Below are 12510 nucleotides of genomic sequence, written 5' to 3'. Positions count from 1 at the left end.
TCCTATCCTTATGGCGACACGTACCGCACAAGCCGTTGACTCACTTCTCTGGCGAGCCCCTCTCTCCACAGGGAGCGCTACGCTTGCGGATGCTATTCGTGACAGGATTGCCGATACCCGCGCCCATCTGCTGGATTTTATCAAGCTGGATGAGCCTCACCCGCATAACACCATGACGCTTGCCGAATGGCAGCGTCCGGCAGAACGCCAGTCATTGCTGGCGGCGTATTCCGACCATATCTATCGCAATCAACCGACCCTTGCGCGGGAAAATAAACCCCTGCTCTCTCTTTGGGCGCAATGGTACATCGGGTTGATGGTCCCGCCGATCATGGTGGCCTTGTTGACCCAGGACACGATGATGGATCTCTCCCCGGAACATTTCCACGTTGAGTTCCACGAAACCGGGCGTGCGGCCTGCTTTTGGATTGACGTTCACGAAGATATGCATGCCGGGCAACGCTCAGCTCAGGAGCGCATGGAACAGCTCATCACTCAGGCATTGATGCCGGTAATTGACGTGCTTGAGCAGACGGGAGAAATTAATGGAAAGCTTATCTGGAGTAATACCGGTTATCTGATCCACTGGTATTTGACAGAGATGAAACCCTTGCTGGGCGATGAGAAAGTGGATGCCCTGCGCCAGTCCTGCTTCTTTGCAAAACAACTTTCTGATGGGCGGGATAACCCTTTATTCCGTACTGTCGTCCCGCGTGACGGCCTTCTGGTGCGTCGGACCTGCTGTCAACGCAATCGCCTGCCTGACGTTCAGCAGTGCGGGGATTGTACGCTGAAGTAGTGCCGTTTATTGCCCGGTGGCGCTTCGCTTACCGGGCCTACAGATCCTCAAAACGTAGGCCGGGTAAGGCGCAGCGGCCACCCGGCACAAACCACTCAGGCTACCTGCTGATTTTCCTCTTCCGCGTTACGCTGCGCTTCTTCCGCTTCCTGTTCCAGCAACTGCTTCTCGTACACTTTAAAGAACGGGTAGTAGATAATGGCCGATACGCAGGCCAGCACAACGACGAGAATAGCCGCGCGGAAGTCCCAGCCCAGCGCCCATGCCGCGCCTATCGGAGCTGGTGCTGTCCAGGGAACCACTGAGATAACGCGGCCAATCAGATCAAACGTCATCGCCGCCCAGGCCAGCACGGCGTTTACCATCGGTGCCAGCAGGAACGGAATAAAGAACACCGGGTTCATTACAATCGGCGTACCAAAAATGACGGGTTCGTTGATGTTAAAGAAGCTGGGCACCACGCTCAAACGTCCAATTGAACGCAGGTGTGCAGAGCGGCTACGCAGATAGCAGATCACCAGCCCCATCGTTGCGCCAGAGCCACCAATCACGATAAAGAACGTCCAGAATGCTTCCATAAAAATGTGTGGCAGAGGTTGGCTTGCCGCCAGCGCGGTCTGGTTAGCGCCCAGGTTGGTCAGCCAGAACATCTGCAGCATCCCGGAGACAATGGCAGCCCCGTGGATACCGGCAAACCACAGCAAGTGACCGATCAATACCGCCAGCAGGATAGCAGGCAGCGAGTCAGCAGCGGAAACCAGCGGTTTGAAGATCGACATAATAGCCTGTGGGATCAGCATACCAAACTGAGACTGAATCAGCAGACTCAGCGGGTACAGCGTCAGCACAACCACCAGCACCGGGATCAGCAGATCAAAAGAGTTTTTGATCATCGGTGGCACCTGGTCTGGCAGGCGAATACCGATGTTGTGCGATTTCAGGAAACGCATCATTTCAACGCAGTAAACCGCCACCAGAATGGCGGTAAAGATCCCCGTTCCGCCGAGGCTGTCGACAGGCAGAGTGCCTTTGGTTTTCGGCGCAGCAACCAGCAGAAACGCCATCAGCGACAGCATGGCGCACATGAACGGGTCAAGCTGATGAGATTTCACATAATGCTTGCCCAGGTTGTAGGCGATGGCCGCACAGATATAAATGGACATAATGCCCATCGTCATATCAAACGGGGTGAGAATTTGCCCTTCAAATTGCTTCGCCATATCCAGCCAGGCGCGAGCAAAACCCCAGGTCGTATCAGGTGAGAACGGTGGGTAAGCAAACACCAGCAAGAATGACCCCACAATCATGAACGGCATCGCAGAGATAAATCCATCACGAATAGCCATAACATGACGCTGGGAAGAGATTCGCCCGGCAATCGGGCTGACGTAATTTTCAACGAAACGGAATATCAGATTAAACGCAGCATGGTTGGCAGACATAGCAGCTCTCCTGTCAGACGTTCGTTACGGGCGAATTCGCGCCACACGTTGTTCCATAAATCAGCTTCACAACCTTGCCGGCTTGCGTACCAGCGGTACTGCTCAGAAGAAATGGTTTCATAATTAGCTCTTATTATTGGATACAGGGGACGTTACATTCTCAGTATTAATCTCTGATTCACGCTCTGCAACCGGTTACTGTAACCGGTTTCTGTGAATGTGAAGGCGATCCATAAATCGGCCCAACAGGATAATTGTTACTGAAGAGATATTTACAGAACCTAAAGGCTTATGACAGATTACGCAGGATATTTGTCAGGAGGAAACAATGAGTTTGCAGTCTGTACAGCAGTTTTTTGCCGACAACGCACCCGATGTCGAAATCATCGAGCTTAGCCAAAGCACCGCGACCGTGGCCCTGGCTGCTGCAGCGCATAACGTTGAACCGGGTCAAATCGCCAAGACGCTATCGTTAAAGGTTAAAAACGAAGTTATTCTCGTGGTGGCCAAAGGTGACGCGCGGCTGGATAACAAAAAACTGAAAGATGCATTCGGCGCAAAAGCGCGCATGCTGAGCAGTGACGAAGTGGTCACCGTTACGGGTCATCCCGTGGGTGGCGTCTGCCCTTTCGGGCTGGAGAATCCCCTTTCCGTTTTCTGCGACGTTTCACTGAAACAGTACGCTGAAGTGCTGCCTGCTGCCGGTGCAATTCACAGCGCCGTACGTATTTCTCCCGATAGAATGGCAGAACTGACTGCAGCAAAATGGGTGGATGTCTGCATTTGATTGTTGCGCCAGAAGCGTTCTGGCGCATGACAAACGGCTAAGAGAATGAAGGGACACTTAATGCCGAGAGACGAGGCTCCCGGGCGGGAAGATGAGCGAGGATATCTGCTGCATCCAGTAATCCCACATCAGAATTGACCCCGAGCTTTACCATCGCATTGAACTTGTGCGCCCTGATAGTCTTAATATTGCGCTCAAGCTGTGTCGCGATTTCAGGGATGGAATAGCCCGACGACATATAACGCAAAATTGCCCGTTCGGTGGGGCTCAACATGCGGTTCTGATTCACATACCAGTGATTGTACATGTTGTCGTTTACACGATGCGTTTCGTTAAGAAAGGTCACCATTCCTTGGATCAACTGCTCAAGCGACACCGATTTACTGATAATCCCGTGCAGGCGTGCCGGAGAAAGATGGCAAATCAGCCTCGCTTCTACATCATCTGACGCCAGGACAATACGCTGGATATTGCCGTGTGAGAACATCAGGTCACGCAAACTTGCAAGGCAGTTACGACGCTCCTCGCGCGCATCGGATAATGAGTAAATAACCGAATAAAACGCGGTCTGGGAAAGTGCCTCTTTAAAACTGTCGAATCGACTAAACAGGTGGACCTGATAGCTGCTGAATGCCGGCAAAGCAAAAATATGCTGCAGCCCAACGGCACTCATTACGCAATTTTCGATGACGGCGATATGTCTTGTTGCTGCGGTCTCTTCCATTCCTCAAACTCTCCATAGGCCGACATTAAACTCAGTTCTCGCATCCCCTGTGTACTGCTGATCCAGGCATACATATCGGCATTGCTTCGCAGGGACAACCTGCGCATCGCACTGTTCTTCTGTGCACTGATCGTTTTGTTACTCTTCTTCAATAACGTCGCGATTTGGTTAATACACCAGCCTTTCCCCAGCAGTCGCAATACTTTGCGCTCAGAGTGAGTGAGCGCGATAAAGCTCTCGGACTCGTCTTCAGGCTCTGGCGTGTCTGGCATTAACAACGTCTGGCTAATGCGTTCTGCGCGTTCACTTCCGGCACGAATAGCATTAATGACCCCGTCGATCGGTTCCATATCTGACAGCAAGGTGCTTTCAGGACGCATGAGTAATTCTACCGCCAGAGGGTAAAGGGGGCGGGAAACTAAAAAGATCCAATGGATATCCCGATACTGATTCAGCAACCCGTAATATTGCTCGAGCGTACCGCGAGGATTTCGATAATCACCAGAAATATCAGCAACAACCACACTGGCGCGGCGGAGTTGCAGCAGTGTTAGCTCCTGAATCGAGCGGCAAAAAGTCAGTTCATACTCGGGGAAATGGCGTGCCATCACCCCACCAAGCCCGGATTGCATAACCGGTATCTTACTAATCACAACTCCGTGTTTACCTTTCAATGGCAACATAGCACCTCCGAGTCCATTCTTCATTTTCTAAATAGCGATAAAACGCATTGAGATAAAAACATTTCATCCCTGAGTGCACACAGCATAAATAATACTAATTTTAAGATAATCTTTACAAAATTAAGAAATGCCCAAAACAGGGTTAATATCTCACAAATAACAACCGAATTTAATTACAGTCACCTGAAAAGAACGAAAATATAAAATTAGAAATACTTAATATATGCGAGATATATTTTTAACCCCTAAATATTCATAAAATAAATATTATTAATCGATTTCCTTCACTTTCGCTCATGTGGCTGTTTGCACAATTCTTGATCTGACCCAGAACAAGTGACACCGCACTTTGTGCTAAAAATAAGCATTCCGGGCCAACAGGCAAGCTATCCATCCTCTCTTCAGGGCAATACATGCAAGATCAGTCAACGCAACGCGCAACGACGCGGATATGTATTCAATGCGGGCTTTTTCTCTTACAGCACGGGGCAGAAAGCGCTCTCGTCGAGGAACTCTCAACGCGTCTTGGCGTGGCGCTCGGCATGGACAGCGTCGAAAGTTCCATCTCGTCGAATGCCATTGTACTGACCACCATAAAAGACGGGCAGTGCCTGACGTCCACCCGTAAAAATCACGATCGCGGCATCAATATGCACGTTGTGACGGAAGTGCAGCACATCGTCATTCTTGCTGAGCATAAGCTGCTGGATCTGAGAGAAATTGAGAAACGGTTCGCGCAAATTAAACCGTTACGCTATCCGCGCTGGCTGGTAGTGGTCATGGTTGGGCTGTCGTGCGCCTGTTTTTGCAAACTCAACCAGGGCGGATGGGACGGTGCCATCATCACCTTTTTCGCCAGCAGCATCGCCATGTATGTCCGCCAGCTGTTGACCCACCGGCAACTGCACCCGCAAATTAACTTCTGCATTACCGCTTTTGTTGCCACCACGGTTTCTGGCCTGCTGTTGCGCTTGCCGCAATTTGCGAACACCCCGACGATTGCCATGGCCGCCAGCGTGCTTCTGTTGGTCCCGGGCTTTCCGCTGATTAACGCCGTGGCCGACATGTTTAAAGGGCACATCAATACCGGCCTCGCGCGCTGGGCGATTGCCAGTCTTCTGACGCTCGCCACCTGCATCGGCGTGGTCATGGCGATGACGCTGTGGGGGTTACGCGGATGGGCATAATGGAATTTCTCTTTGCGCTGGCGCAGGACATGCTTCTGGCCGCCATTCCCGCCGTCGGCTTTGCAATGGTGTTCAACGTGCCGCAGCGGGCATTGCCCTGGTGTGCACTGCTGGGTGCCATTGGTCACGGTTCACGCATGGTCATGATGACGGCTGGTTTCAACATTGAATGGTCAACGTTTATGGCCTCGATGCTGGTCGGCAGCATTGGCATTCAGTGGTCGCGCTGGTATCTGGCGCATCCAAAGGTCTTTACCGTGGCGGCCGTTATTCCGATGTTTCCGGGCATCTCCGCCTATACCGCGATGATTTCAGCGGTAAAGATCAGCCATTTTGGTTACACCGAGCCGCAAATGATCCTCCTGCTGAGCAACTTCCTGAAGGCGTCTTCCATTGTCGGGGCGCTCTCCATCGGCCTGTCGATTCCCGGCTTGTGGCTTTACCGCAAGCGCCCGCGCGTTTGAGATTTGTGTTATCACGCTGCCATGGTAATAATCCCTGCATTCTGTTTGGTGACGATAAGGAAAGGATGTGGCTAACCCTGGCAGCGAAAACCCGGAACACAATGAAGGATCCAGCCTGAAGGAAAACATTTTCCAGAGCGCCATTGCGCTGTTTGCCGAATATGGGCTAAACGGTGCCCGCATGGAGCAAATCGCCGAGAAAGCCGGCACGACCAAACGGATGGTGGTGTATCATTTTAAGAATAAAGAAAACCTGTATCTTCTGGCTCTGGAGTACGTTTACACCCAGATCCGCGCCAGTGAGAAACGGCTCAGCCTTGCCGGTATGCCGCCGGTAGAAGCGCTGGTTCATCTTGTTGAAGCGACCTTTGACTACCACGCCGACCACCCGGACTACATTCGCATCATCTGTATGGAGAACATGCAGCGCGGCCGCTTCATGCAGCAGTCCAGCTACCTGCGCCAGGTTAACCGCAGCGCGCTGGAACTGCTGGAAGCCATTCTGCAGCGTGGAAAAGAGAAGCAGCTGTTCAATCAGACGGTAGACGCGCGCGACCTTCACCGCCTGATCAGCAGCTTCAGCTTCCACTATGTCGCCAACAGCTATACCTTTACGCTGTTGTTCGAAGAGGGAGCAGACGAAGCCGCGCAGCGTCAGCACTACCGGAAAATGGCGGTCCAGGTGGCACTTCGCTATACGTGCCCATAAAATAGCTTGCAATTATATCGCACACTATCTATATTCATCTCATGAACGCAAAAACGAACGACACCAATGCGGCGCTGCTGCTGGATAACCAGCTCTGTTTTGCCCTCTACTCAGCAAACCTGGCGCTTAATAAGCTGTACCGGCAACTGCTGGCACCGCTGAACCTGACCTATCCGCAGTACCTGGTCATGCTGGTTCTGTGGGAGCAGGATGACGTGACGGTGTCGGACATTGGCGAACGGCTGTTTCTTGACTCAGCCACTCTGACGCCGCTGCTAAAGCGTCTGGAAAGCGCCGGGCTGATCAACCGCCACCGTTCCCGTAAAGACGAACGCCAGGTTGCAGTCACCCTGAGCGATGCCGGGCGTGCACTCCAGCAACAGGCCGTGGGGATCCCTCACGCGGTTGGATGCGCAGCGCAATGCGATACCGACACGATGCTGGCGCTTAAGCAGCAGCTTGAGCTTTTGCGACAACAGTTACACCACGCGTAAGGCTATACTTTACGCGTCTTTCTTTACCCATGTATATCGCACGCTATTTAATAGCACACACAAACGTAAGATGAGGAACCTGCCATGTCTTTAGAAAAAGTTGTCTACACTGCCAAAGCCAAAGCCACCGGAGGCCGTGACGGCCGCGCTACCTCTTCCGACGGCGTCCTGGACGTTAAACTGGGTGTGCCAAAAGAGATGGGCGGCATGGGCGGCGAAGTGACCAACCCGGAACAGCTGTTCGCTGCGGGCTACTCCGCCTGCTTCCTGGGCGCGATGAAGTTTGTGGCCGCTCGTGACAAATTCGCGCTGCCGAAAGAGGCGTTTATCGAAGGTGAAGTCGGCATTGGCCCACTGCCAACCGGTTTTGGTATCGAAGCGAAGCTGAACATTCACGTTGAAGGTATGGATCCTGCGGAAGCGAAAAAACTGGTGGATGCGGCGCACATCGTTTGCCCATACTCTAACGCCACGCGCGGCAATATCGACGTCACGCTGAACATCATCGCGTGATAACTGCCTGATGGCGCTGCGCTTATCAGGCCTACGGCTGTAGCCCCGGTAAGCGCAGCGCCACCGGGGAAATCCCCTCCTTTCCTTTCCCCTCTCTGTGCTACCATAAGCCCATATCACGCCCGTAGTAACCCAGTAGAGATAGCGTTATGTCCTCCAGAATCCTGACCACCAGCATTGCTGGCATTGATGCCTTTATGCGCGATCCCCGCGGCGTGCTGACCAATGCCGAAGGCGGTACCCTCGCCGTGTTTGCCGACAACGCCCCGGCGTTTTACGCAATCACGCCGGAACGTCTGGCGCAGCTGTTGGATATCGAAGCGCGGCTGTCGCGCCCGGCCAGTGATGTCACCCTGGATAACCAGTTCTTCGACGAACCGGGAAATGCGCCCGTTGCCATACCGATGGGGAAATTCCCCATGTACGCGGGCTGGCAACCGGATGCCGATTTTCAGCGCCAGGCGGCACTGTGGGGGATTGCGCTCTCGCAGCCGGTCACGCCCGAAGAGCTGGCCGCGTTTACCGCTTACTGGCAGGCGGAAGGAAAAGTGTTTCACCATGTGCAGTGGCAGCAAAAGCTCGCGCGCAGTATTCAAATCAACCGCGCCAGCAATAATGGCCAGCCCAAGCGCGATATCAACGCGTTTTCTGAACCGGACAAACAGATCCCTAATGGATTCCGAGGTGCGAAATGAAGAACGTCGGCGACCTGATGAAACGTCTGCAAAAAATGATGCCAGCCAACGTGAAGCCAGCCTTCACAACGGGTGAAGAGCTGCTGGCGTGGCAAAAAGAGCAAGGTGAAATACGTGCGGCGGCGCTCGCCCGTGAGAACCGTGCGATGAAAATGCAGCGCACCTTTAACCGCTCGGGTATCCGCCCGCTTCATCAGAACTGCTCGTTTGATAACTACAACGTCGAGTCTCAGGGACAAATGAATGCGCTGAGTCAGGCACGTCAGTACGTGGACGAGTTTGATGGCAACATCGCCAGCTTCATTTTCAGCGGCAAACCCGGCACCGGAAAAAACCACCTTGCAGCGGCCATCTGCAACGAGCTGCTGCTGCGGGGTAAATCCGTATTGATCATCACCGTGGCCGATATCATGTCTGCCATGAAAGAGACGTTCAGCAACCGCGAAACCAGCGAAGAACAGCTGCTTAATGACCTGAGCAACGTTGACCTGCTGGTCATCGACGAGATTGGCGTTCAGACGGAATCCCGCTATGAAAAAGTCATCATCAACCAGATTGTTGACCGCCGCTCTTCCTCCAAGCGACCAACCGGAATGCTGACAAACCACAATATCGACGAAATGACCCGTCTGCTGGGAGAACGCGTAATGGATCGCATGAAACTCGGCAACAGTCTGTACGTCATCTTTGACTGGGAAAGTTATCGCAGCCGTGTCACCGGCAAAGAGTATTAAGACAGTTCCAGGAATCGCGCGCGGCGCGGAGGTATATACTGGAACCACTTCCGGCCCTAAACGGACCTTTTTGAGAAAGCCATTATGAAAAAACAGTTACTTATCAGCACACTTTTCGGTGCACTGCTGGCAACCAGCGCGGTGCAGGCAGCGTCATGGCAGGAGTCTCTTTCCAGCGCAGCCAACGAACTGACCAAAGAGAGCGGCAGCACGCAGGGTGGGCTGTCTGCCTCTTCCCTCACCAGCCTGCTGGGTAACAGCTCCCAGAGCCTGAGCGCGGGTACGATGAACAACGCGGCGGGGATCCTGGAATATTGTGCGAAGCAGAAGCTGGCTTCCGTCACCGATGCGCAAAACGTGAAAAACCAGGTGCTGGGTAAGCTGGGTCTGGACACGCAGGAGCAGAAAGCGGACACCAACTATATGGACGGTATTCAGGGCCTGTTGAATGCGCAAAACGGTCAGCAGCTGAACCTGAGCACCATCGGTAACTCCTCTCTGGCAAAACAGGTGAAAACCAAAGCCTGCGATCTGGTGCTGAAACAAGGTGTTAATTTCATCTCCTGATTGCCCCCTTTTTCTGCCAAAACATGCCGCGTTTGTTACGTTAGTCTTACGGCGCGGCGTTAAACGACTGTTTTCCTGCCTTACCACCGTCTCAGCGTCCGCATGCCAGGATGCGACCGCCTTCAAAAAAACGATTTTCTAAACCAAATCCTAACAACAGCACACTTTCGTGACACTAAAATTGCAGCTAAACGACATCGCCATTACATTGTATTACCCAAAAAATAATCAGTTAGCCAGCAAAGCGTCTGGCGTCATGAGGATATGCTGTTGTCAGAGTTAATGTCCCTTATCCTTTTCCTGGCTTCCGTTGGCGTTTACGCCTGGAAAGCGGGCCGAAATACCTGGTGGTTTATTGCCACGCTGGTGGTGCTCGGCATTTTTATTGTTTTGAACATTACGTTATACGCCAGCGATTACTTTACCGGTGACGGTATTAATGATGCGGTACTCTACACCCTGACGAATAGCCTGACGGGCGCAGGGGTTGGTAAGTACATACTTCCCGGTCTGGGCGTGGTATTTGCTCTGGTTGCTATTTTTGGTTCCCTTGCCTGGGTGCTGCGTCGTCGTCGCCATCACCCGCACCATCATGGCTACAGTCTGCTGGCGCTGTGCCTGGCGTTGGCCTCTGTTGACGCCAGCCCGGCATTCCACCAAATCACCGAACTGGTGAAATCCCAGTCGCGCGAGGGTGACCCCGATTTTGTGGCGTATTACAAAGAACCCGCGAAGAAGATCGACAATCCGAAGCTCAACCTCGTCTATATCTACGGCGAGAGCCTGGAGCGCACCTATTTTGATAACGATGCCTTCCCGAACCTGACCCCTGATCTGGGGCCCCTGAAAAACGAAGGTCTCGATTTCAGCCACACCATGCAGTTACCCGGCACCGATTACACCATCGCCGGTATGGTCGCGTCGCAGTGCGGTATCCCGCTGTTCGCGCCTTTTGAGGGCAACGCCTCGGCGTCCATGTCGAGCTTCTTCCCGCAAAATGTCTGTCTTGGCGATATCCTGAAAAATTCCGGCTACGAAAACTACTTTATGCAGGGCGCAAACCTGCGTTTCGCTGGCAAAGATGTGTTCCTGAAATCACACGGCTTTGACCACCTCTACGGCTCTGAAGAGTTAAAAACCCTCGTCGCGGACCCGAGCTACCGTAACGACTGGGGCTTCTACGACGATACGGTGCTGGACGAGACCTGGCAAAAATTCGAGGAACTCTCCCGCGCGGGCAAACGCTTCTCGCTCTTTGCCCTGACCGTGGATACCCATCATCCGGATGGATTTGTCTCGCGTACCTGTAAACGCAAAAATTATGACATCAATGGCAAGAGTAATACGTCATTTAGCGCCGTTACCTGCAGCCAGGAACATATCGCCGCGCTGATCGACAAAATTAAAGCCTCGCCGTATTTCAAAAACACGGTGATTGTGGTGTCGTCTGACCATCTGGCGATGAAAAACAGCGCCTGGGATGAGCTTAACAAGCAGGACCGCAGCAACCTGTTCTTCATCCTTCGCGGCGACCAGCCTCAGCAGGAGGTGATCGCCACCAAGCGTAACTCGATGGATAACGGCGCCACGGTGCTGGACATTCTGGGCGGCGATAACTTCATTGGCCTTGGCCGCAGTACGCTGTCCGGGCAATCGCTGTCAGAAGTGTTCCTCAACATGAAGGAGAAAATCCTGGCGTGGAAGCCGGATATCATCCGCCTGTGGAACTTCCCGAAAGAGATGAAAGACTTCACCATCGACCAGGATAAAAAAATGATTGCCTTCTCCGGCAGTCACTTCCGCCTGCCGCTGCTGCTGCGCGTATCGGACAACCGCGTCGAACCGCTGCCGGAAAGTGAATACTCCGCACCGCTGCGTTATCAGCTGGCTGACTTCGCCCCCCGCGACAATTTTGTCTGGATCGACGCGTGCTACAAGATGGGCCAGCTCTGGTCGCAGCCGCTGGCCCTGTCGACCGACTGGTGTGTCGCTCAGGGACAGCTCGGCGGAGAGCAGTCCGTCCAGCATGTTGATAAAAAACAGTGGACAGGCAAAACGGCGTTTAACGATACGGTTATCGATACCGCGCGCTATCAGCGTAACGTCGACATGCTGAAGATTGTCGATAACGACATTCGCTATAAAGCGGACAGTTTTATCTTTAACGTGGCCGGCGCGCCGGAAGAGGTCAAACAGTTCAGCGGCATCTCCCGTCCGGAAGCCTGGGGACGCTGGTCCAACGCCCAGCTGGGTGACGAAGTGAAAATTGAGTATGCCCATCCGCTGCCGGAAAAATTCGATCTGGTGATCACGGCCAGAGCGTTCGGGCCCAATGCTAACCGCCCTATTCCGGTGCGCGTGGGGGATAAAGAACAGATCCTGACGCTTGGCAATGACGTAAGCACCACCACGCTGCATTTCGACAATCCGTCGCGCAGCAGCACGCTCGTCATCGTTCCGCCAGACCCGCAGTCCACTAACGAAGGCAATATCCTCGGCCATTCCCCGAGACAGCTTGGGATCGGGATGGTGGAAATTAAAATTATCAGTCGCGACAGTTAATATCCTCTCTGCCCGGCGTTCCGCCGGGCAATTTCAAAATTATAAAAAGCTTTATGCTTATTAAAAAACAGAGAAAATCACTATATTTAACGCAATCTAATCTATATATATATTAGTTTAGACTCAGGATGTAGAGTATTGCCCTACTTT

At 53.0% G+C, this 12510-nt stretch carries 14 protein-coding genes; 11 read left to right on the top strand and 3 right to left on the bottom strand.

The features are described from left to right. Nucleotides 1-10 precede the first annotated feature (10 nt). The gene (gene fhuF / locus ACOQH0_RS03120) at nt 11-799 is read left to right on the top strand and encodes a siderophore-iron reductase FhuF (RefSeq protein WP_420984814.1); all 789 of its coding nucleotides are present in this window, start codon (nt 11-13) and stop codon (nt 797-799) included. 95 nt (nt 800-894) lie between these two features. On the opposite strand, the gene ACOQH0_RS03115 is transcribed toward fhuF, so the two are convergent. Continuing rightward, nucleotides 895-2241: a PTS sugar transporter subunit IIC gene (locus ACOQH0_RS03115; protein ID WP_126816022.1), complete on the bottom strand. Its 1347-nt coding sequence runs from the start codon at nt 2239-2241 to the stop codon at nt 895-897. Between the two features lie 328 nt (nt 2242-2569). Between ACOQH0_RS03115 and ACOQH0_RS03110 the strand changes: the two genes are divergently transcribed. Then, nucleotides 2570-3028, top strand: coding sequence for a YbaK/EbsC family protein (locus tag ACOQH0_RS03110; protein ID WP_042714997.1), 459 nt, complete (start codon nt 2570-2572; stop codon nt 3026-3028). Nucleotides 3029-3065: 37 nt separating this feature from the next. Here ACOQH0_RS03110 and bglJ read toward each other — a convergent pair whose 3' ends face one another. Both bglJ and ACOQH0_RS03100 read right to left on the bottom strand, forming a co-directional pair. Further along, nucleotides 3066-3701: a DNA-binding transcriptional activator BglJ gene (gene bglJ / locus ACOQH0_RS03105; protein WP_218308586.1), complete on the bottom strand. Its 636-nt coding sequence runs from the start codon at nt 3699-3701 to the stop codon at nt 3066-3068. Further along, entirely contained in the window at nt 3701-4435 is a 735-nt protein-coding gene (locus ACOQH0_RS03100; protein WP_089601004.1) for a helix-turn-helix transcriptional regulator, read from the bottom strand. The genes bglJ and ACOQH0_RS03100 overlap by 1 nt, the downstream gene beginning before the upstream one ends. Nucleotides 4436-4848: 413 nt before the next feature. On the opposite strand from ACOQH0_RS03100, the gene ACOQH0_RS03095 reads away from it, so the two are divergent. From ACOQH0_RS03095 to opgB, 9 genes are all read left to right on the top strand, one after another. Continuing rightward, nucleotides 4849-5622: a threonine/serine ThrE exporter family protein gene (locus ACOQH0_RS03095; RefSeq protein WP_211448100.1), complete on the top strand. Its 774-nt coding sequence runs from the start codon at nt 4849-4851 to the stop codon at nt 5620-5622. Then, nucleotides 5613-6086: a threonine/serine exporter gene (locus ACOQH0_RS03090; protein WP_421511521.1), complete on the top strand. Its 474-nt coding sequence runs from the start codon at nt 5613-5615 to the stop codon at nt 6084-6086. Before ACOQH0_RS03095 ends, ACOQH0_RS03090 begins: the two co-directional genes overlap by 10 nt. 67 nt (nt 6087-6153) lie before the next feature. Then, the gene (locus ACOQH0_RS03085) at nt 6154-6795 is read left to right on the top strand and encodes a TetR family transcriptional regulator (RefSeq protein WP_042713992.1); all 642 of its coding nucleotides are present in this window, start codon (nt 6154-6156) and stop codon (nt 6793-6795) included. 41 nt (nt 6796-6836) lie between these two features. Then, nucleotides 6837-7289, top strand: coding sequence for a MarR family winged helix-turn-helix transcriptional regulator (locus tag ACOQH0_RS03080; protein ID WP_010427171.1), 453 nt, complete (start codon nt 6837-6839; stop codon nt 7287-7289). An 84-nt stretch (nt 7290-7373) separates the two neighbouring features. Further along, nucleotides 7374-7802, top strand: coding sequence for an organic hydroperoxide resistance protein (locus tag ACOQH0_RS03075; protein WP_010427173.1), 429 nt, complete (start codon nt 7374-7376; stop codon nt 7800-7802). A gap of 149 nt (nt 7803-7951) precedes the next feature. Further along, nucleotides 7952-8497, top strand: a complete 546-nt coding sequence (gene dnaT / locus ACOQH0_RS03070; protein WP_042713996.1) for a primosomal protein DnaT — start codon at nt 7952-7954, stop codon at nt 8495-8497. Continuing rightward, complete coding sequence (gene dnaC / locus ACOQH0_RS03065; RefSeq protein WP_010427177.1) at nt 8494-9231, top strand: DNA replication protein DnaC; 738 nt, start codon at nt 8494-8496, stop codon at nt 9229-9231. Before dnaT ends, dnaC begins: the two co-directional genes overlap by 4 nt. An 84-nt stretch (nt 9232-9315) precedes the next feature. Continuing rightward, nucleotides 9316-9798: a DUF2501 domain-containing protein gene (locus tag ACOQH0_RS03060; RefSeq protein ID WP_010427179.1), complete on the top strand. Its 483-nt coding sequence runs from the start codon at nt 9316-9318 to the stop codon at nt 9796-9798. Nucleotides 9799-10068: 270 nt separating this feature from the next. Then, nucleotides 10069-12360: a phosphatidylglycerol--membrane-oligosaccharide glycerophosphotransferase gene (gene opgB, locus ACOQH0_RS03055; RefSeq protein WP_421511519.1), complete on the top strand. Its 2292-nt coding sequence runs from the start codon at nt 10069-10071 to the stop codon at nt 12358-12360. Nucleotides 12361-12510 lie beyond the last annotated feature (150 nt).

The organism is Enterobacter sp. JS8-1, from assembly GCF_049187015.1.
GTDB classification, from domain to species: domain Bacteria; phylum Pseudomonadota; class Gammaproteobacteria; order Enterobacterales; family Enterobacteriaceae; genus Enterobacter; species Enterobacter mori.
The sequence above is the reverse complement of the archived record's forward strand: the minus strand, read 5'-3'. Positions and strand labels throughout refer to the sequence as shown.

Bases quoted from the DNA above. Each gene is read 5' to 3' on its own strand.
- ACOQH0_RS03100 (WP_089601004.1), bottom strand. From the start codon at position 4,435: ATGTTGCCATTGAAAGGTAAACACGGAGTTGTGATTAGTAAGATACCG.
- ACOQH0_RS03080 (WP_010427171.1), top strand. From the start codon at position 6,837: ATGAACGCAAAAACGAACGACACCAATGCGGCGCTGCTGCTGGATAAC.
- ACOQH0_RS03115 (WP_126816022.1), bottom strand. From the start codon at position 2,241: ATGTCTGCCAACCATGCTGCGTTTAATCTGATATTCCGTTTCGTTGAA.
- ACOQH0_RS03095 (WP_211448100.1), top strand. From the start codon at position 4,849: ATGCAAGATCAGTCAACGCAACGCGCAACGACGCGGATATGTATTCAA.
- dnaC (WP_010427177.1), top strand. From the start codon at position 8,494: ATGAAGAACGTCGGCGACCTGATGAAACGTCTGCAAAAAATGATGCCA.
- ACOQH0_RS03110 (WP_042714997.1), top strand. From the start codon at position 2,570: ATGAGTTTGCAGTCTGTACAGCAGTTTTTTGCCGACAACGCACCCGAT.
- ACOQH0_RS03090 (WP_421511521.1), top strand. From the start codon at position 5,613: ATGGGCATAATGGAATTTCTCTTTGCGCTGGCGCAGGACATGCTTCTG.
- bglJ (WP_218308586.1), bottom strand. From the start codon at position 3,701: ATGAGTGCCGTTGGGCTGCAGCATATTTTTGCTTTGCCGGCATTCAGC.
- dnaT (WP_042713996.1), top strand. From the start codon at position 7,952: ATGTCCTCCAGAATCCTGACCACCAGCATTGCTGGCATTGATGCCTTT.
- fhuF (WP_420984814.1), top strand. From the start codon at position 11: ATGGCGACACGTACCGCACAAGCCGTTGACTCACTTCTCTGGCGAGCC.
- ACOQH0_RS03075 (WP_010427173.1), top strand. From the start codon at position 7,374: ATGTCTTTAGAAAAAGTTGTCTACACTGCCAAAGCCAAAGCCACCGGA.
- ACOQH0_RS03060 (WP_010427179.1), top strand. From the start codon at position 9,316: ATGAAAAAACAGTTACTTATCAGCACACTTTTCGGTGCACTGCTGGCA.